This is a genomic window from Bdellovibrionales bacterium, assembly GCA_019750295.1.
Lineage (GTDB): Bacteria > Bdellovibrionota > Bdellovibrionia > Bdellovibrionales > JAGQZY01 > JAIEOS01.
This window is the reverse complement of sequence record JAIEOS010000022.1, coordinates 1-19,265: the sequence shown is the minus strand read 5'-3', so window position 1 is coordinate 19,265 and position 19,265 is coordinate 1. Positions and strand designations below refer to the sequence as shown.

Genomic DNA, 19,265 nt, shown 5'->3' with positions numbered 1-19,265 from the left:
GCTCGCTGAAGTATTCATGGATCTATTCTCGGGTATTTGAGAAAGATATTCTAGACGCGGATTACGCAGGGGTTACGAAGGATCGGTCTGCGAACGAGAATTAACTCCATTGGAGTTACTGATGGAAAAAGATGTCGTTCGACCTAGATCAGAAACTTGAGATAAGGCTCCAGATATATCCGAGCCCGTTTTTGTGAGGACCCACTTGTTTCCACCGTGACCCAAATCTTGAGTTAGACGTCCGTTAGCATCATAACTGTAGGTTGAGGTCTGACCGCCGGGTTTAGTGAAAGTTTCCAATAGGTTTGTGCCGCTTTTATAAGTGAATGTATGGGTTTCACTATTAGGGTTGGTAACGGTCAGTAGCTGACCCGATCCGCTGCGTGTAAATGCCGTTGTTTGACCGTAGGGCGCAACGATATTTATTCTGCCTCCCGAGCCGTTGTAATTTAAAGTTGTCCTGTTCCCAAAGGCATCATCGATGTAAATCAGCCGATTTCCACTGTAAATGAAAGAATATATTACGGCACCGGTGAGTGCCGATCGGGTTTCTTTATGAACTCCATTGGAAGAATTAAAAGCAAATATCTCCTCCCCGTTAGGACTTACTACTAGAATCTCGCTCGCACCACTATCGACAGTATAATTGACCACTTGACTCGTTCCATCTCCCATAAACAATTTACTGTTCGCCATTTGGAAGTAGTGCTGAACAGATATAGTCCATAGATGACGATTAAACTCAGGAACAATACTCATCGCTGAGTGAGCTGTTGTGTAATTATTTGTATAGTCGCTAGAATAGTTAAGAAAGAACGGAGTTCCAATTATTGGAACTTGCTCAGAAAGGGATTGCTTAGATAGTCCAATAATCGAGCCCTTAGCTTTTGCCTCACACGGTGGACATGGCTCGTGCACCTTTGCTTTCAGTGTGACATAGAAATTTTGAACAGCGCCGGGCCCTGCGAAAGAAGCTGTTTCAATAACGTGATAGTTCGCATCATTCCCTAAATTATTGAAATCTCCTGAAATTTAAAAATAGATCCAGTTCCTATACAAAACTCTATACAGATCGTATAGGAGTTTGTATAGTGACTGTATGGGCACTTTACCACTGACAAACAAAGAAACTGAAGTTTACGATTTTATTACGGCTTATATCAAAAAGAATGACTACTCTCCGACCTATCGGGAGATTCAGGACAATCTGGGATATAACAACATCGGCACCGTGCAAGCGGCGGTTCAACAGCTGATCAAAAAATCTTACCTTTATAATACAGGGAAGATTCGCGGCATCGTTCCGGTGGAGCAGGAAGGGCCAAGGGCTTCTCTTGTTCCCCTCTCCGGCTACGTGGCTGCGGGAGCTCCCATCGAAGCCATCGAAAACACCGAATACATCGAAGTTCCACAGACGATGATCAAGCCAGGGCAAAATTATTTTTCTCTGATCGTTAAAGGGGATTCAATGATTGATGATCATATTATGGATGGAGATTTTGTGGTGATCAAAAAACAAAAGACCGCCAACGAAAATCAAATCGTGGTGGCGGTGATTGATAACAATGCCACTCTTAAAAGATACAAAAAAACGAAAGGCGTGATTGAGCTTCACCCGGCCAATGCAAACTACAAACCTATTCGTGTGAAAGAAGATTCTAATTTTGAAATTCTCGGAGTTTTAGCTGGTGTTATTCGATCGTATAAATAAAAAATATGAAAAGTACAGTTCTGGATCAGTTGAAAAGTCTTATCTCCAAGAAGACCGACCGGGAAGTTTTGCCTTTTCGTCTTCTGGACTGCGGGATCCCCAAGGGGGCGATCACGGAGATTTCTGGGCACGGCAAAACCCAATTTGTACTTCGTTTTCTCACAGAACATAAAGACCTTAAGGTCGCATGGATCGAAAAAAACTTTTCGGTGAATCCCTTTGGCTTCTTACAGAACCAAGTGGAATTGAATCGTATTGTCTTTATCGAAGCCAACGAGGATTTAGAATGGAGCATTTATCAAACTCTACGCACCCAATCCCTAGACGTGGTGGTGATTTATGCCGAAGATATTCCCTTGCGCACTTTACGACGGATTCAACTGCAATCGGAAAAAGCCCAGGCCATTACTTTTTGGCTGACCAATAAACCTAAAGACGCTTGGCCGGTCAGCCTGCGTTTAAATGTATCGAGACAGGATCAGGAAATTAAAGCCGACGTTCTAAAACAGAGGATCTAATGAGAGTTGTCTGTATTTTATTAAAAGATGCAAAGGACTTAAAACTGGTTGCGGACATCTGTTTGCATTTCTCCCCGCAAATTGCTTTAGGTCATCGCTGGCTCTTTATCGAAGTGGGCGCGTGCAAACGCCTCTATACCGAAGAGAGCCTGCTGTTTCGCCTCCATGCCGTTTTAAAACGTATGAATGTCGACGGGAAAATCGAGATCGGAAACGATATGCCCACAGCTCTCTCCATGGCGATGTACGGAATTAAAAAGAAGGAGCATCTTCCCATCGATGCCCTCCCCTTTTATTTTGATCCGTTGAAGCAAAATCCTATTTTTGCAAGAACCGTGGATATTTTAAAGCAGCTGGGCGTGACCGATCTTAAAAAATTGATGGATATTCCTCCCGGTCTTTTGACTTCGAAGTTTAATAAAGACTTAAGCTTAGCTCTGCGCCAAATGAACGAGGCTAAAAATCTCTACTGGCCCCGCTACATTCCCGAAGAGCAGATCGAAGAGTTTTTTGAATTTACAGAAACACAAACCATCTCTAACCTCGAGCCCTTGATGTTTGTCTCCAAGGGACTGGTGGATCGCGTTCTGATGCGTCTGCGCGGCCAAGGTTTTTTACTCGCCAAGTTCGAAATTTTTTTAGAGCAGGAAAAGTACTCCACGGTTAAAGATGTCTTGCGCTCGCAAACGATAGAATTGGCTTTTCCTAATAACTCGAGCGTGAATCTTTTAAAAATCATTTCGGAGAGATTGGAAAAAGAGCTCACCACAAAGCCTTTAGAGTCCAACGTCAACCGCGTGCTCTTTAAAGTTCTTGAAAAAGTTCCTGGCGGATATTCACAAAAGGACTTTTTCTCTAAAAAAGAAGAAGACCGCGAAGCCATGCATAGCTTGATCTCCGTGCTTAAAGACAAACTCACCGATCAACGCGTCTTCTACGCCGAAGCGGTCGAAAGCTACACGCCGGAGAAAAGCTGGCGCAAAACTTTAAATGAGCCCTCATCGCTTCAACCTAAAAATATTGCCGCCCGTCCCTTACGTGTTTTAAAAAAGCCCCTTCCCCTCGGAAGAGTGGATGATTACCTGATCTGTAAAGATCATCGCTGGAAGATTGAGAGCATCGGGATGCTCGAACGCCTCGCCGGCGAGTGGTGGATGAATGAGTCCAGTCGTGATTACATGCGGATTAAAACCGCCTCCGGCGAAGAGCTTTGGATTTTTACTCAGGACCAAAACGACCACCTTTACCTCCATGGAATCTATGATTAAATGTATGCTGAACTTAAATCTAAAAGTAACTACACCTTTCTTACCGGAGCCTCGGCCCCTGAGGAGCTTGTGCATCGAGCTCATCAAGTGGGCCTTGTTGCTCTCGGCATTAATGATCTAAACGGTGTGTACGCCTTACCCAAGGCGTACTGGGCTGCAAAGGATATTCCTCAACTCAAATTGATCTGTGGTGCGGAAGTTGTTTTTAACGACAATCTTCCTCCCCTTACTTTTTTGGCCACCGAAAGACGCTCCTACGCCACACTTTGCCGAATTTTAACAGCGGCCCATGCCGGGAAAGACAAAGGCCAGGCTTTTTTAACCTTTGACGAACTCCAAAATTTTTATACTCACGATGGTTTTAAAAACTTAGTGTGTCTGTCTCCACCTCAAGGAAAGCTAGAAGCTCTCAAAGATCTTTTTCAGAAAAATATCTATTTAGAATTTTCTCGCTTTAACGATGGCTTAGACTCCGCACGCACTGAGCACCTTTTGGAGACGCATTACAAATACGATCTTCCCTATGTGGCCACCAACGATGTTTTGTATCACGACAAAGGCCGTCGCCCGCTGCAGGACTGCTTCACTTCGATTCGATTGGGAAAGCCTTTAAATAAAGCGGGCTTTGAACTTAAGTGCAATGCCGAAAGGTATTTAAAATCCCCTTTTGAAATGCGTCTTCTCTTTAAGGACTTTCCCGAAGCGACGAAAAACACTCTTAAGATCGCCGATCAATGCACGTTCTCGATGTCGGAGCTCAAATACCGCTATCCTTCGGAATGGATTCCTCAAAGCCACACAGCACAGTCCTATCTTCAAGAGCTTTGTCTTAAAGGCGCGCGAGAAAAGTACGGCGCCACCATGCCCAGTGCCGTACACAAGCAGTTGTTTCATGAACTCGATTTGATTCGCACGCTGAACTTTGCCGATTATTTTTTAACGATTTACGACATCGTGGCTTTTGCGAGAAGCCAAGATATCCTTTGCCAAGGGCGAGGATCGGCGGCGAACTCCGTAGTGTGCTACTGTTTAGGCATTACGGCGATCGATCCCATTCAAATGAATCTGCTGTTTGAGAGATTCATTTCTCTCGAGCGCAATGAGCCTCCCGATATCGACGTGGACTTTGAGCACGAACGTCGCGAAGAAGTGATTCAATACATTTATAAAAAATATGGGCGCGATCGAGCCGGCATGGTCAGCGCGGTGGTGACCTATCAAAAGCGCTCGGCCCTGCGCGAACTCTCCAAAGCGTTTGGCATTGATGTGGGCACACTGTCTGCCAAAAAAATCGAACGCCAGTTTGATGAACTCGTCAAAACGAGCTTCGACCCCAACTGCCGTGACAAGATCGATCAGCTGGCCGACGAGATGAACAATTTCCCTCGGCACATTTCCATTCATAGCGGGGGCTTTACCCTTTCCGCCGATCCCATCATCGATATTGTCCCTGTGGAACCGGCGCGTAGGGATGGACGCACCATTATCCAATGGGACAAATATGATTTGGACTATCTGGGGCTTTTAAAAATTGATGTGCTGGCTCTAGGAATGCTTTCGGCCATTAAAAAAACTTTAGATCTCGTCCAACTGAAACTGCACGAAATCCCTCACGACGATGCGGCCACGTACAAGATGATTCAAAGAGCCGACACCGTAGGGACTTTCCAAGTGGAATCCCGAGCGCAGATGAATATGTCGGGTCGCCTTCTCCCGAAAAACTTTTATGATCTCGTGGTGCAAATCGCCATCGTTCGCCCCGGGCCTATCGTGGGGAATATGGTTCACCCCTATCTAAAGCGTCGACGCGGACTCGAAGTGGCGGAGTATCCGCACCCCAAACTTCGCGAGATTTTAGGAAAAACTTTAGGCGTGCCTTTGTTTCAAGAGCAGCTGATGAAGGTCGCAATTGAGTTTGGAAAATTCACTCCGGGCGAAGCGGATTATTTTCGGCGAGCCATCAGTGCCTGGAGATCTAACGGCAATATCGTAAAGATTGCCGAAAAGCTCCTCGAAGGAATGCTTAAGGAAGGCATTCCCGAAAGCTACGCCGTGAATTTTATCGAACACATGAAGGGCTTTGGCCATTACGGGTTCCCCGAGAGTCACTCCGCCTCTTTTGCCTTGATTAGCTATGCGTCCTGCTATTTAAAAAAACATTATCCCGCAGAGTTCGCCTGCGGTTTACTCAACTCTCAGCCCATGGGTTTTTACGCTCCTCATTCTTTAGTGGATGATGCTAAAAATCATGGGGTTAAAGTTCTACCGGTGGATCCCAATCATTCGCAGTGGCTCTCCACCATGGAGGCCAAGAACACGATTCGCTTAGGTTACAATAGGGTCCACGGACTGAGTCAAGAAGAGGCCGAAGAGATCATTTCACATCGGCCCTACACGCAAATGAGCCAGTTCCTCGCCAAAAACCATATCCGCGCCGATGTGTTAATGAGATTAGCGATGGGTGATGGCTTTAAATGTTTTGGCGAAGACCAACGGCATTCTTTGTGGCGAATTCTCGACGAAAAAATTAAAACCCAAGAGCAAATGGATCTGTTTGCGGGAGTTCATCAAGGTGAACAAACTCATCTCTTTGAAGGCTTAAGTGACTTCGAAGCGGTTCGCCATGATTACAAAACCTATGGGCTCTCCACCAAAAACCACCCTATGGTTCCTCTCAGAAAAATGCTAAAGCTTCCTCCACTCACCACCTACGCCGCGAAACGCGTCAAGCCCGGCACCTTTGTCAATTGCTCAGGCCTGATCTTGGTTCGCCAAAGACCTCCCACAGCCAACGGTACGAGCTTTTCGGCCATCGAAGACGAACACGGCTTTTTAGATATGGTGATCTTTAAAAACGTCTATGAAAAATGCAAAGAAATCTACCTCAACAACTGCTTCTTGATCGTCAAAGGATTTATCGAACGCGACGGCCACACGGTGACTCTCAAAGTGACCGATATGGCTCCGATCTTTAAAGACGCCGCGACCTTTAACATCGAGCCGGATCAGTACTTTTATTAAAGCTTAAGAGACAATTCCAAGTCTTGGAGCACTTTCGAGAGACGTTCCTTCTCTTGGAGCAAATCTTTGGTGCAGAAATCAAAAGTTTTCTCTATTTAAAAAAATCAACTCATGAAACCATACCTCTATGGGAACAAAAAAACTCGATTTTGAAGTTACATCGCAAAACAGTCCAAATTCTCCATCCCCTGGTGTGGAGTTTCGGGTGAACCACCAGATTACCATCACGATCGATCCCGAGGATCTTCCTCGCCTCGCTCATGTGAATTTTAAAGTGCGCTACTACAAGCAATCTCCGCTCATTGACGTCACTTACTTCGATCCCAAAATCGGTAAGCTCGCTCGAATGAGCTTGGGTCGATTTATCCTGAATCCTGGGTCTGATAAAAAGTGTGTTTACTTTAAAGATGAAGGCCAACGCCGCGATTACAGAAAATCGAACCTTATTTTAATCACTCGCCAAGAGTACGCTCTAAGAAAACCAAAACCTCTGACGTTTTAAATCAACCGCCCTCGCACGGAGTGCCGCTCATTCGATTATTTGCGACAACGATTGGCCCTTGGCGCATCAAAGGGTCGAAACACTAAAAGCCCCTTTGTTAAAATGGAATCCCCCCGACAAATCGCTATTGATTTTTCAACCTCATGACGAGGAATCCAATCAAATTCTCCAAAAGGGACTCGTCCCCATTGCGCGAGGGGCGTCAAATCTTTTCGACCATGCACCAGATGAGGCGGACACACTTTTGTCATCTCTAAGTACTCCTCCCAGCTCACCACATCCTTTTGATACGAAAAGAGCTGCGGAAGGCGTCCAAGAAGAATGTGATTGGGATCTTTCTCTGTTCGAAGATTACTGTGCATGCTCATACTTAAAGACGTGCTTAAACCCAAATAAGCGCTCAAGCCCCATATGATGAGGACCGCCAGCACCCACGGGCGTAATATTTTTTGAGTCCATCCCTGAATCGATAGAGCGGGAGATCGATAAAGCCTGTGTCGAAAAATAAAAAAAGCAAAATGAATGAGAATGGCACAGAAAAATAAATCCAGTAAAGAATAGATCGAAATCCAAGCGGAGATTAAAGATATAATTCCTAATCCCATCGACGTATCCAGCTTACGTAGTATAAAAGGGGAACATAAAGCTACATGTCGCCACAAAAAACGATCCATCGTTTTCGCATCCACCCTATCGAAATCGAAAAATCCCGTCACCATCACAAGCATGATCTGTGGTAACGTATAGATCTGAGCGAGCACCATGACCAAATGAAGAGTCAACGCCACGGCTAGCGCTAACGGCACGGTGCTCGAGACCAGTAGACCGAGAGACATCATTCCTTCCGTCATGAGAGCGAAGTAAGGTAAAACACCCTGCATCTGCTCTTTGAGTGAAAGCAACCCGGGAGCCAGGGTCAAAATCTCTTGAGCGCAGGACACTTCTGGATTTAAAAAGTCCCAATTGAGTTTGTGAAAGAATGGCAAAAAATAAGCGAGGAAAAGGCCCCAGCGTAAAATAAATCGTTCGCGAAGATCCGTGGCCAAGACAACAGTCGCGACCAGAAGTAAAAAGAACGTTCCGGGAAGCCAAGAAAAGTAGAAAAAAGCGTAAATGAGAGTAAAGAGGGCCAAGATGTGCAAAGTCCATCGCGAAAAACCCAAAAGAAACACCAGTCCCAAAATCAAAAGATGCACCACGTTCCACGCCTGTACATTGGGCCCTTCGAAAACGCTAAACACATGAGCCAAGACCAGTAAGACTCCCGCCGCTTTTTCCTGGGTCGTTTTTAGCTTTTGAAATCCCACTACCACTCACACCTCGATGTCTGCGTGGGACGCATATCAAAATAGTATCTCGTTATAGGTGTAAAATTATAATTTTTAGGAAGCCACAGGGGGTGAGTTTCGAAAGCTAAATCTAAAGTGGTAAAAGAGCCTTCACTGGTCGTCACGCGACCGGCGATGGGACCGTCAACCCGTCGAAGACTCTGAGACAAATTGTCGAGGGTCACTCTCGGCACCCAAACGCGATGAAGCCTTTGGAGCTTCCAGTGTTTAGGATAAATCGAGAACTCCATCAATACCAGATCGTGCTGATAGGGAAACAGTTACGATAACGATTGCGGGACTAAAAAATGATTCCCCTTCGTTTCTGTCATCAAATTACTGTACATATTAAAGGTGCCGTTGGTCCTTAAACCCATATAAGTTTGAAATCCCCATAAAAAAAGAAACAGGTGGAGAGCGAAGGGGCGACCGAAACGAAGCGGAGGAAGTTCGATCGAAGTTGAATCACGGTAAATTTTTCGAATGGAGAAAACTGCCGGTAAAGCCCCCAATAAGAACGGAAATTCTCGTAAAAGAATCGCCTGCCATAAAGGTAATGAATCAAGACCCCATTCAAAGCCGCAGAGACCGATGATCACGCAGAGCACATAAATTTTAATATCTCTTAAAGCCGTTGTCTCTAACCACCGTCCCTGCACCGCCGGAGGCAAAAGCAAAATCAGAAGTGCGTACAAATTGGCGGTGAACGGAGCGACATCTAAGAAAAGCAATAAACTATGAAACAAAAAGGCCAAGACGAGAAAAAATCCCCGAAGGCGACGAAACAACAATGTCGCGGCAAGCACACCTTCGATGGCGATCACCCCCAGGGAAAAGACCGTTATTTCCCAGGGAGATAATTTCCAGCCCCCCAGCTTATAAAACATGGCTTGACTGCAACTAAATGGCGCAAAAAAGAAGTCCGAGTTGAATTTATGAAAGGTCGACCAGAAGTACATCCAAAATAAGATAACAACTAAGGGCACGGCCGATAAGGGCGCCGCAGATCTCCTTACGATCTGAAAGAAAAACGAAACATAAATCACAAGCAGCATGACTTCGTGATTGGTGAGATCTGGGAGCGAGGTCAAAATGATAAAAGAGTGAAAGACCATCTGCCCCAGGAGAAGACCTCTCTGGTGCTCGGGCTTCAGCGGTAAGAAAAAACTTAAAGCCGCAATGCCTCCGCTCTGAAGGCTTAACCCATAATAAATCGGAAAGTGACGGTAGATATCTAAGGCGTGACTCACTAATGCTAACGACAACAGCACATAAATGATCTTATCGACAAGCAGAGGTGCTCTATGGGCTTGGGCGGTCGTCATCAAAGTGGATCCCTCTCCGAACGACTGCCGTATTAGTGTTTGTTATGCACTCCGTAGCCATTCGCAATATAACTATGATCCCCATCTAAGATCAGATTGTAAACTTCTTTCGCAGTGTACTCTTGCTGCGTATTAAAGCTATCAATCTGAATCCACCGCCCATGAAGAAGTACGAGATCGTCTTTTGTTAATCGACCATCTACGACAAACCCATGCTCTTCGCGAGTGGCCGTCGGATTCAAAGACTTACATCCATCCAACGTGAGGAATGGATGCTCTGCTGTAAAGAAAGGCTTCTCTCCGTTGAATGCGAAAAGTTTTCGACCCTCTCTCTCGACGGAGACCACGGTATTAATTGCGCCAAAAGCGGAGCGCACTTTATCGCCGACGCGGATTTTATCGATAGTCAGGCGACGACCGTCAGCAAGCTCAATAAAGGTCTCGTCGGTAAAGCAAGACGCTCCACCACCGCGAGTACAACCTTGCGAATTGCCCGGTTTGCCCCCGCCGCAGAATCCATCGCTTACTGCCGCACCATCGGAGCGCTGACACCAAACGTTCCTATATGTTAAACCACTCACACTAAATATTGCGGGAGCTGTTGCATCGTTTGATCGTAAAGTTTAATTTTGTAAGGCAGCTCCGCCAAGCCCGAAATTAGTTTATCAACAGAAGGATTCCAACGCGCCTGAATTGAAGTCTGCGCGGTATAGCCATGCGACGGCGGAACCACCGGAGTGACCGGATTGGGATGCTGCTGATCGAACGAGGCTTGCGACTGCTCTTCAAATTCTCCCGAGCAATCCTCCGAATCGTAAAGGGCCAAAGAAATTTCGGAATTTGAAAAGTAACTCCGCACATTCAATTTAGTTTCAATAGGCACTTGATTTTGACTGATATTTTTACTCGCCTGAAGCGAAGAGAATTCAACGTCACCGACACGTAAATCTTGATACTCTAAGTTTTTGGTGCAAGAAAGTAACCCGATGCTGGCTACCATAAAACTGGTATATCCGAATTTAGAAAACCAACGTTCCATACCTAAGTTATCGGATTTATAATTCAACTTCTAAATCCACAATTAATCCAGAACTTGGAACTCGCTTCGCTTTGAGAAAAAATTTTACCAAATTGTCATTTATCAAAATGGTGTCTTATAAAGATAAGATTCTAAAATAATCCTGCATCATTACAAACAAAAACCAACCGCAAGCTAAAGATAACAGAAGAACTCCCGAAAACTTCAATGTCTGAATTTTTAAGACAGTACTTCCCAAGAAAAATACAATTAGAATCTTAGAAATCATCGACGCAAAGATGGAGATTGCAATGAGATGGCCAAGCGCAACTGCGTGAATATGTCCAGCGGCATTCAACTGAACATTGGCGATGACAGATCCATGAATTTCAAAAAGTGAGACAATAAAAGTAAGTACATAAAGGCTATTGTTTCCCAACCACTCCTGCAAAACCTTAGACAAGGAAAGTACCATCAAAATAAAAAGAGTTAACTTAAGAATGGGCACTACCCTAAAACCCACTTGTAAATGATTTATCTTTTGATTTCCCAAATTTCTAGATTTAAAAAAGATGAGAACTAGTGTGGCGCCTAGGGGAACGGAAAAGAGGAGCAAAAGTAAAAAGTTAATTTTATTCGCTCCGACAAAAAGAAATAAAATACATTCCAATAGCATAGCGACAATCGCCGAAAGAATAGTAATCACTTCAACAGTAACGTCGCTGATCGTGTTTTTTCGACTCTTTCGTGCGACCGAAGCTATCGTCGCGGTGCTAGAGATAAGCCCACCCAGAAATCCTGTGATGACCGCACCCAACTTTACACCTATAAAATGAGCCAGATAAGTGCCTACGATCTGAACTAATGACAATGCGAATATCATCGTAGCTACTTTTCGTGGATTAAATAACTTCCAAGGATCCAGAGGTGCATTGGGAACTATATAAATAAGAACCGAAAGGAAAGCCAAAGTTAACAGGGGAACGATCGATTTTTTACGGGGCATCCAGATCCCGACTCTATTTTTCATAAGTGGGAACTATAACCTATGGAGACTTTTATTACGTCAAAAAATTCAACGGTTCCAACGCATTGTTCGATCAGTCTCACACAGGTTATCAAATCATTTACTGAGAAATTCTAAGATTATTCTCGACAGTGACCACCCCTGGAGCCATCCAAGCTGCCATTCGTATATCGTCTTTTTCAGACATGGAGTGCACGTTTCCACTGAGAGTAACGACGTTACCTTTAACGGAAACCTGGATCTTGCGACCTTCAGCCTCGGCGGACCGCTTGAGAGCGTCTTCGATACGATTCTTAATGTCGGAGGGTTGGGCCCTAGATTTCATCGTTATACTATTGGTGACTCCGCGAACTCCTAGGAGATTCCTGACCGCATCTTTTGCCGCGGTTCTCTGGTAATCCCACTCCGTCTCTCCTCGTAAAGTGATCCAGCCTCTTGTCACCGACACTTTTGTGTCCTGGGGCGCAGAATAGCTCCATTGAAGAGCAGAGACTGCCGCACCGGCGATATCCTCGTCGCTTTTTTCAAAGGGGCCCGTCAAATTCACCTCCAATTCGTCCGCAACAGCACGAACTCCACCCACTCTTTGGGCAGCATTTTCGGCTTGGGACTTGTCAAAATAATGGGGCACGGTCCCTCGCAGAGTAACGATACCGTCATCAGCCGTCACTTTAATTTGCGAAGCCTCTATACTGGGATCCCAACTTAATTCGTTCATCACATCCGTTTTAATGGATGAATCGGTCTTTTCAAAAAAATTGAACATTTTTTCTCCTTTTGTTTTAAAAGCACTCAACGTCAAGTTTGCAATATAAGGCCCATGACTAAGTCCTCGGAGCATCTTCTGTGATTAAAGAAGGGACAATAAGCCTTAATAACCGCCTAAAGGCGAGATTATCGCCTCGTTATTTTGAGCCTGTCCCATTCTGAGACTCTTTAAACCAACGAGAGTATAGAATCCACGAATTGCAGATCGATAAGAGCCAGGTGATGGCGAAGAATTATCAAGAAAAGTTTCGACTTTTTAAAAAAATCGAAGGCGAAATGATTGGTAGATCGAAGATTAAAAATCAATCTCTTGCGGTAGCCCTGTCAAACGCCATCATAAAGAATAAAATAGAAGCCATCGATCAAAAATGGCTCGATTTTTTGTTTAAGATTTATGTGGAGGAGAACTACGGGGCCGCTCTTCAAGAGCTCTCGGCGGAGCAATTTGGATCGTCCTCTTGGTTTTCCGGAGGAGATTACATCCTTCCGCGGGGATACGATAAAGTTCCCCTGGCGCTTTCTCAAGGAATTAACGTCAAGCTTAAACAGCCTGCGAATCGGATCGAAAAACTGACAAATGGAGACTTTCAAGTGAGCTTTGAAAGTGCACCTCCAATGGTCTGTCAGCATGTGATTGTCACTGTCCCCTTAAGTCTTCTTCAACGACAAACCATCACTTTTATTCCTCCGCTCCCGTCTCGCAAAACAAAATCCATTCAGAATGTCGGTTTCGGGCAGTTTACAAAAATCTTTGTGCGCCTCACTCCGACGAAGGTCAAACAGCTTAAAAATCATCCCACGTGGATCAAAGTTCTTGGCAGCGACTCGCAGCGGGGGTTTCAATTTTTCAATTTACCCCACTATTCTGAGTCCGATGTTCTCGTGGGTATCGCCGTGTCTGATGAAGCGACCCTTGTCGAAAACATGTCGGCTGAAAAACTCTCGTCATACGTTTTGTCCCGCGCCCCGTTTCTCGAAAAGAAAGATATTATCTCGATTGAAAACACCCAATGGGGTAAAAACAAATGGGCTCACGGGTCCTACTCCTATCCCAAAGTGGGAAGCCGCGAGTCCGACTTTGATGAAATCGGAAAATCCATAGACCGCTTGCACTTCGCCGGCGAAGCCTGCCAAAGCGATGTCTACGGCACCGTCGAAGCTGCATTCCTCTCTGGCCAACGAGCTGCTGCAAAAATCATATAAATGAAATCCAAGCGAACGAGCAATCTTTAAAAAAATAATCTTACTTCAGCTTGTGAGCCTTAAGATTATCCAGATTGACAAAATCGAGAGCTTTTTTGTCTGTGCTTTCTAAAACTACCGGAGGAGCTTTCCCAGCAAGGAGTGCTTCTCTCCAGCGAAGCGCGCAAAGACACCACTTATCTCCTGGCTTAAGGCCGGGAAACAGGTTCGCTGGGCTCGGTGTAATCAAGTCATTACCTTTGCTCAAAGTAAAATCTAAAAATTCTTGGGTGACCTGAGCACAAACCACATGGCGTCCCCGATCCTCTTCCCCCGAAGTGCAATACCCATCCCGATAAAAACCCGTTTTGGGTTTATCGCAACAGAGTTCGAGAGGTTGACCTAAAACATTGAGATGTTTCGTTGTCACAGCTGACTCCTTCGCGAAGCTCATCAGAACAAATAGATAAATGATGTGCATCATTCGCTTTATGCTATTGAAGGTTCCGATGTGTGTAAATCAAAAAGGCTCTCAGGAGAGCGACAGAAACATTTTTGCTTTGGAAAAATGGGGTGAGCGTATGGTCAGTCATCGAACCCCTCGCCATTCATTTCAAAATAGATATAATTCCCTCTAAAATCAAGCTTTTTAAGACACCTAAAGGCTCAAATGCACAGGCTTTTCTAACAAAACCAAAAGCCGAAATTGTGGCAGGAATCAAACAGCTCATAGAGTGGGATAAATGTGATTTTACCACCGCTTCTCAGAGATTGGGAATTTCCGAAACAACCGTCCGCCGGGTATGTCGAACCCTCAAAATTGGGAATTATGTCACTAAGGCACAGGGTGCCATTGTCAGTAAATCGTCTCAAGCACCATTTGGGTGGGACGTGGTCAACGGACAATTACGACCTAATAAAAAGGAGTGGAAATGGGTTCTAAAAATCCACCAACTCAGAGCTGAGGGGAAAACTCTTCAGCAGATCGTGGATATATTAGATCAAAAAAATGTCCATACAAAAAATGGTGGACGGTGGTTTCGTAAAACGATCAGTCAAATTCTTAACTTTAACAAAGCACATCTGAAGAAGAGTGTTGGAGGTATTTAAATGATTCCTAATAAACTTATTCAAACAGCTGTTTTTATCGTCTTGCTCTTTGCAGCAACAGGTCAGCTTTCGCGCTTAATTCAATTTTCGCGCATCCAAACTCTGAAAGTCCTGCAAGACTCACAATCAACTAAGTGGGGAAAAGTTTGGCTTCCGCCAGAACAAAAAAGAAAACACTAAAAATACTTTTTTAGAAATTAGTTTTTGTCACCAATGACTCTTATTTCATGACGTGACGGTTACTCTGTCGGCGCTAACTCTAATGACATATTCCACCGCCTTTTACTCATTCAAAATAAATTCAATCGAAAACATTTTTTATTTATCCACTTCCTTTTAAGGATTTATTAGCCCTTTAAAAAAGGTTACTAATAGTCGCTGTTACTATTAGTAACCTCGTGTTGCCATTATGAGTGATGGTTAGCAAAAGACTTGAGGGATTTCCCCGAAGATTTCAAATTGATGCGGAAAAGCAGCTGCGAAGTATTGCTCGCAAGATTCAAAAAAAGCGAGAGCGTTTGCAACTTTCTCAAGAAGAACTCGCCGAGCAGCTTAATATTGGCCTAAGCACCTTAAAAACAATCGAACAATCGCGACGTTACCCTAGCCTACCCATGCTCTTTTACATCTGTCGTTTTTTAGAGATTAAAATCACTATTGGCTAAATATTTTTTTTATTTAATATATTCTCCATTTTTGCTGAATAAACCAATGATCGAACAGACGGGTCTCACTTTGAGATCCGATCCCAGCGCGATCCACTAAAATATATTTTGTTGAAGTACTATCAGTAATCTTTTTTAGACTAGGCTTACGGTTCCCAACAAAATCCAGCCTATTGTCGTAAACACACACCACTTTCGTCTTATATCGAGACGCGATCCTATCCAAATATGTAAAGAATATTCAATATATTAAGGCTTTTGCCGATACCTATATATCATGATTAGGCACCACACCCACATATTGATATGTTCCCTTCTTTTTGTGCTGTCATGGTTTATTTTTAGTGCCAAATCTTTAGCCCAAGTTCCCTCAAGTTTTGTTTATCAGGGGCAGATCACAAAAGCCGGAGGCATCCCTTTAGAAGCAGATCCGGTGATGTTTCGAATTCAAATTTTGTCACCGGTTAACGATTGCGTCATGTTTGAGGAACAACACTCGATCAACATGTTGGGATCGACCGGAGTTTTTAGTTTAAATATCGGCGCGGGGATCAGATCTGGGTCCGACTTTGAGGACACTTCGGTTTTATTAGATGTTTTTAAAAATGGTCAAAATTTTACCGGCATCACCACCTGCGCTTCGGGCACAAGCTACAATGCGCTCTCTGGACATACCCGGAAGATGCGCATTAGTTATAACGACGGCGGTGGACTGGTAACGTTAGCGCAAGATTTTCATATGCAATCGACCCCCTTTTCTTGGTACGCCAATAGTCTTCAAGGTTTAACTCCGAGTAATTTTGTGCAGGTTAATGCTTTACAAAATCTCACCCAAAGTAATCTAGAAAGTTTATTGGGCGGAACAAACTACACCAGTCTTTTGGCTCTGATCGCAGGAACAAGTCCTAACTATATGCCCGTAGGATCAAACGGTGCAAATCTTCCTAGCTTTGCCTCAGACCCTGTGGCCCCAGTGGCGGGGGCAACATGGTTTGACTCCACCACAAATCAAATAAAGTTTTATGATGGTACGAGCGTACAAGTGATCGGCGGAGGTGGTGCAGGCACAGGGACCGTCACCAGTATCACTGCCGGAAGTGGCTTAAGTGGTGGAACAATCACTACGAGTGGCACTATCGCTATTAGCGCAGGGGGAGTGACAAACTCCATGCTCGCAAGCGGCATTGATGCTTCAAAAATCACAACAGGTACACTTCCAGCAGGAGTTATTCCCACAGGGACAGACACTACAAAACTTCCACTGGCCGGCGGTACTATGGGCGGAAGCCTTACGATGGGCGGTTTTGATTTCTTAGGAAGCGGCCACATCACAATGTCTTCCCAAAAAACAATCACTATTGGTAAATTTACGAATGCCCAACAGGCGACTCTTATCGCAAGTCCACTGACAGTGGCAAATGCTGGGGCTTCTTGGTATAATTCTGACACCGGAAAGCTCATGTGGTGGAACGGAAGCTCGGCTCTTGAAGTTTTAGACGCGGTGACGGCGGGAACGATTGGCGACATCACAGCAGTAAATACCAATGCGGGAAGTGGTTTAAGTGGCGGAGTCGCCACAGGTGCAGCGACCCTCAGCATTTTGACTGATAATACAGGAATTGAAATCAACGGTTCTAACCAGCTACAGCTTAAGGATCTAGGAGTAACTACCGCAAAGATCAATGCAAATGCGGTGACCACGGGAAAGATTTTAGACGGTACAATAGCGACAGCCGATCTCGCAGACACTAGTGTGACAAATCAAAAAATTAATACCCTAAGCCCCACAAAAATTGTTTCCGCTCCGGCGGAATACCTTACCTACGCCCCTGCAGCTTCGGCCTGTATAAATGGACAGACTTTAAAATGGAACTCTCTCACCGGTTGGGAGTGCGGTAGTGATGATAACGCCGGTGGCGATGTGACGGCGGTGAATACTACTTTTCCGCTCTCTGGAGGGGCTACAAGTGGTGCTATCTCCCTTTCTCTTTTATATGATGATTCAACCATTGGCATGAACGGATCAAACCAAATTTTTGTTAAAACAAGTGGCATCACCGCAACTCAACTCGCTGGTGATGCGGTGACAACTAGCAAAATTCTGGATGGAACCATAGCCACTTCCGATATAGCAGATGACGCTGTAACCACAGGTAAAATTTTAAATGGTGCAGTGACAAATGCAAAAATCACCTCCATAGGTGTTGAAAAACTCATCAGTAGCACAGGAAATTATCTCACCTACGCTCCTAACGGAATTGTGTGTACAAACAACCAAGTTCTTAAGTGGTCGACAGTTGATTTACGCTGGGACTGTGCCAATGACATCGACACAAATACGGATGCCGTTTCGAGTGTGTTTACCCGCACTGGCGCCGTCGTTGCAACGGCTGGCGACTACACCGCAACTCAGATCACGAACTCTGCTTCAGGAAATATATCTTCCGTCACGGCTCAGGCTGCGATCAATGAGCTAGATTCCGAAAAAGTCTCAAAAGCCGGAGACACCATGAGTGGTGCGCTCATTTTAAATAGTACTTTGACCACAAACGCTGCGGTCACTTCCACCGCGGCTATTACTCTCAACGCGCAAAATGAAGTGCGCTTTGCAGACAGCGATTCATCAAATTATCTAGCCCTTCGCTCTCCGGCGACAGTCGCCTCAAACATCACTTGGACTCTACCCAGCGCCGATGGAGCAAGCGGAGCCTTTCTTTCCACGAATGGCTCTGGGGTGCTCAATTGGGTGGCAGGAAATAATGGAGATATTACCGATGTTATTGCAGGAAGTGGCCTCACGGGTGGAGCAGCGTCGGGGCCTGCCACTCTCGGAGTTGCAACTGGCGGAATCACCTCAACTCACATTAATGACGGTACAATAGCGACAGTAGACATTGCAGATAATGCAATCACGACTTTAAAAATTTTAGATGCCAACGTCACTACCGCCAAGATCAATGATGGCGCGGTGACCGATGTTAAGATTGATACGGTCAGTGTGGATAAGATTATAAACGGCGGCTCCAAATATTTTAAATACAAGCCCAATAATACAAACTGTACAAACCTCGATACTTTGAAATGGAATAATACTGCGGAACAATGGGAGTGCGGATCAGACAACAACGCAGTTGTGAGTGTATTTACCCGAACCGGCGCCGTCGTTGCGGCAGCTGGAGATTACACCGCAACTCAGATCACAAATTCGGCTTCAGGAAACATTTCAGCCGTGACAGCGCAAGCCGCCCTTAATGAACTTGATAGCGAAAAGCTCGCTAAATCCGGTGATACAATGACCGGAAATTTAACTTTAAATGCGCAAAACGAAGTGCGCTTTGCAGATAGTGATTCCTCAAATTACGTCGCACTTCGTTCTCCAGCGACAGTGGCCGCGAACATCACTTGGACTTTACCCAATGCTGATGGATTAAGTGGAACTGTACTCACCACCAATGGATCTGGAGTTTTAAGTTGGACCGCCGCAAGTGCCGCGACAAGTGTCAATGCCAATACCGGGACCGCCGCCGCTCCGAGCATTAGTTTTACTACAGAAGCGGATACTGGCTTTTACAACTCCAATTCCAATTCCATCGGCGTAGCTAATGGTGGCTTTCAAACCTTTGATTTTAATACCGTAGGACTTCAGTCCCCGACAACTCGAGGAGCTCTGATCACCACAGCTGCGGGTTCTGCGACAAATCCCACCTATAGTTTTGCTGGCGATCCAGATACCGGCTGGTATTCACCGTCCGCCGACGTTTTAGCTGCATCTACGAATGGTTCTGAGCGTGTACGAATTGATGCTTCAGGCAACGTCGGGAT

At 45.1% G+C, this 19,265-nt stretch carries 18 protein-coding genes; 10 read left to right on the top strand and 8 right to left on the bottom strand.

Annotation, left to right across the window (positions count from 1 at the left end):
- Positions 1–72 precede the first annotated feature (72 nt).
- Complete coding sequence (locus K2Q26_06290; protein ID MBY0315108.1) at positions 73–759, bottom strand: hypothetical protein; 687 nt, start codon at positions 757–759, stop codon at positions 73–75.
- A gap of 340 nt (positions 760–1,099) precedes the next feature.
- Between K2Q26_06290 and lexA the strand changes: the two genes are divergently transcribed.
- From lexA to K2Q26_06265, 5 genes are all read left to right on the top strand, one after another.
- Entirely contained in the window at positions 1,100–1,711 is a 612-nt protein-coding gene (gene lexA, locus K2Q26_06285) for a transcriptional repressor LexA (GenBank protein ID MBY0315107.1), read from the top strand.
- Between the two features lie 5 nt (positions 1,712–1,716).
- Positions 1,717–2,229 (top strand): hypothetical protein, encoded by a 513-nt coding sequence (locus K2Q26_06280; protein ID MBY0315106.1) that lies wholly within the window; start codon positions 1,717–1,719, stop codon positions 2,227–2,229.
- The gene (locus K2Q26_06275; GenBank protein ID MBY0315105.1) at positions 2,229–3,497 is read left to right on the top strand and encodes a hypothetical protein; all 1,269 of its coding nucleotides are present in this window, start codon (positions 2,229–2,231) and stop codon (positions 3,495–3,497) included. Before K2Q26_06280 ends, K2Q26_06275 begins: the two co-directional genes overlap by 1 nt.
- On the top strand, positions 3,498–6,518 hold the full coding sequence (locus K2Q26_06270; protein MBY0315104.1) for an error-prone DNA polymerase: 3,021 nt from the start codon (positions 3,498–3,500) through the stop codon (positions 6,516–6,518).
- 205 nt (positions 6,519–6,723) lie between these two features.
- Positions 6,724–7,020: a hypothetical protein gene (locus tag K2Q26_06265; GenBank protein ID MBY0315103.1), complete on the top strand. Its 297-nt coding sequence runs from the start codon at positions 6,724–6,726 to the stop codon at positions 7,018–7,020.
- A 35-nt stretch (positions 7,021–7,055) separates the two neighbouring features.
- Here the strand turns inward: K2Q26_06265 and K2Q26_06260 are convergent, their stop codons facing one another.
- The 6 genes from K2Q26_06260 to K2Q26_06235 all read right to left on the bottom strand — a co-directional run bounded on the left by K2Q26_06260 (position 7,056) and on the right by K2Q26_06235 (position 12,484).
- Positions 7,056–8,333: a hypothetical protein gene (locus K2Q26_06260; GenBank protein ID MBY0315102.1), complete on the bottom strand. Its 1,278-nt coding sequence runs from the start codon at positions 8,331–8,333 to the stop codon at positions 7,056–7,058.
- A 296-nt stretch (positions 8,334–8,629) separates the two neighbouring features.
- Positions 8,630–9,673: a hypothetical protein gene (locus K2Q26_06255; GenBank protein MBY0315101.1), complete on the bottom strand. Its 1,044-nt coding sequence runs from the start codon at positions 9,671–9,673 to the stop codon at positions 8,630–8,632.
- A gap of 32 nt (positions 9,674–9,705) precedes the next feature.
- Positions 9,706–10,254: a hypothetical protein gene (locus K2Q26_06250; GenBank protein MBY0315100.1), complete on the bottom strand. Its 549-nt coding sequence runs from the start codon at positions 10,252–10,254 to the stop codon at positions 9,706–9,708.
- Positions 10,251–10,739 (bottom strand): hypothetical protein, encoded by a 489-nt coding sequence (locus tag K2Q26_06245; protein MBY0315099.1) that lies wholly within the window; start codon positions 10,737–10,739, stop codon positions 10,251–10,253. Before K2Q26_06245 ends, K2Q26_06250 begins: the two co-directional genes overlap by 4 nt.
- Before the next feature lie 88 nt (positions 10,740–10,827).
- Entirely contained in the window at positions 10,828–11,721 is an 894-nt protein-coding gene (locus tag K2Q26_06240; GenBank protein ID MBY0315098.1) for a DUF4010 domain-containing protein, read from the bottom strand.
- Between the two features lie 97 nt (positions 11,722–11,818).
- A complete protein-coding gene (locus tag K2Q26_06235; GenBank protein ID MBY0315097.1) occupies positions 11,819–12,484 on the bottom strand; it encodes a BON domain-containing protein in 666 nt (221 codons plus the stop codon).
- A 200-nt stretch (positions 12,485–12,684) separates the two neighbouring features.
- On the opposite strand from K2Q26_06235, the gene K2Q26_06230 reads away from it, so the two are divergent.
- Positions 12,685–13,689 (top strand): FAD-dependent oxidoreductase, encoded by a 1,005-nt coding sequence (locus K2Q26_06230; GenBank protein MBY0315096.1) that lies wholly within the window; start codon positions 12,685–12,687, stop codon positions 13,687–13,689.
- Between the two features lie 40 nt (positions 13,690–13,729).
- On the opposite strand, the gene K2Q26_06225 is transcribed toward K2Q26_06230, so the two are convergent.
- Positions 13,730–14,098 carry a DUF2237 domain-containing protein gene (locus K2Q26_06225; protein MBY0315095.1) on the bottom strand — a complete coding sequence of 123 codons (369 nt, stop codon included), beginning with the start codon at positions 14,096–14,098 and terminating at the stop codon, positions 13,730–13,732.
- Positions 14,099–14,241: 143 nt separating this feature from the next.
- Here K2Q26_06225 and K2Q26_06220 point away from each other — a divergent pair, with 143 nt between their 5' ends.
- From K2Q26_06220 to K2Q26_06205, 4 genes are all read left to right on the top strand, one after another.
- Positions 14,242–14,778 carry a recombinase family protein gene (locus K2Q26_06220; GenBank protein MBY0315094.1) on the top strand — a complete coding sequence of 179 codons (537 nt, stop codon included), beginning with the start codon at positions 14,242–14,244 and terminating at the stop codon, positions 14,776–14,778.
- A complete protein-coding gene (locus K2Q26_06215) occupies positions 14,779–14,958 on the top strand; it encodes a hypothetical protein (GenBank protein ID MBY0315093.1) in 180 nt (59 codons plus the stop codon).
- Positions 14,959–15,194: 236 nt separating this feature from the next.
- The gene (locus K2Q26_06210) at positions 15,195–15,443 is read left to right on the top strand and encodes a helix-turn-helix domain-containing protein (GenBank protein ID MBY0315092.1); all 249 of its coding nucleotides are present in this window, start codon (positions 15,195–15,197) and stop codon (positions 15,441–15,443) included.
- A 322-nt stretch (positions 15,444–15,765) separates the two neighbouring features.
- Positions 15,766–19,265 (top strand): hypothetical protein (locus K2Q26_06205; protein MBY0315091.1); only part of this gene is annotated, 3,500 nt, incomplete at its 3' end.

Excerpts from the sequence above, each read along its gene's own strand:
- K2Q26_06255 (MBY0315101.1), bottom strand. The coding sequence starts at position 9,673 with ATGACGACCGCCCAAGCCCATAGAGCACCTCTGCTTGTCGATAAGATC.
- K2Q26_06280 (MBY0315106.1), top strand. The coding sequence starts at position 1,717 with ATGAAAAGTACAGTTCTGGATCAGTTGAAAAGTCTTATCTCCAAGAAG.
- K2Q26_06240 (MBY0315098.1), bottom strand. The coding sequence starts at position 11,721 with ATGAAAAATAGAGTCGGGATCTGGATGCCCCGTAAAAAATCGATCGTT.
- K2Q26_06235 (MBY0315097.1), bottom strand. The coding sequence starts at position 12,484 with ATGTTCAATTTTTTTGAAAAGACCGATTCATCCATTAAAACGGATGTG.
- K2Q26_06290 (MBY0315108.1), bottom strand. The coding sequence starts at position 759 with ATGAGTATTGTTCCTGAGTTTAATCGTCATCTATGGACTATATCTGTT.
- K2Q26_06275 (MBY0315105.1), top strand. The coding sequence starts at position 2,229 with ATGAGAGTTGTCTGTATTTTATTAAAAGATGCAAAGGACTTAAAACTG.
- K2Q26_06270 (MBY0315104.1), top strand. The coding sequence starts at position 3,498 with ATGTATGCTGAACTTAAATCTAAAAGTAACTACACCTTTCTTACCGGA.
- K2Q26_06215 (MBY0315093.1), top strand. The coding sequence starts at position 14,779 with ATGATTCCTAATAAACTTATTCAAACAGCTGTTTTTATCGTCTTGCTC.
- lexA (MBY0315107.1), top strand. The coding sequence starts at position 1,100 with ATGGGCACTTTACCACTGACAAACAAAGAAACTGAAGTTTACGATTTT.
- K2Q26_06210 (MBY0315092.1), top strand. The coding sequence starts at position 15,195 with ATGGTTAGCAAAAGACTTGAGGGATTTCCCCGAAGATTTCAAATTGAT.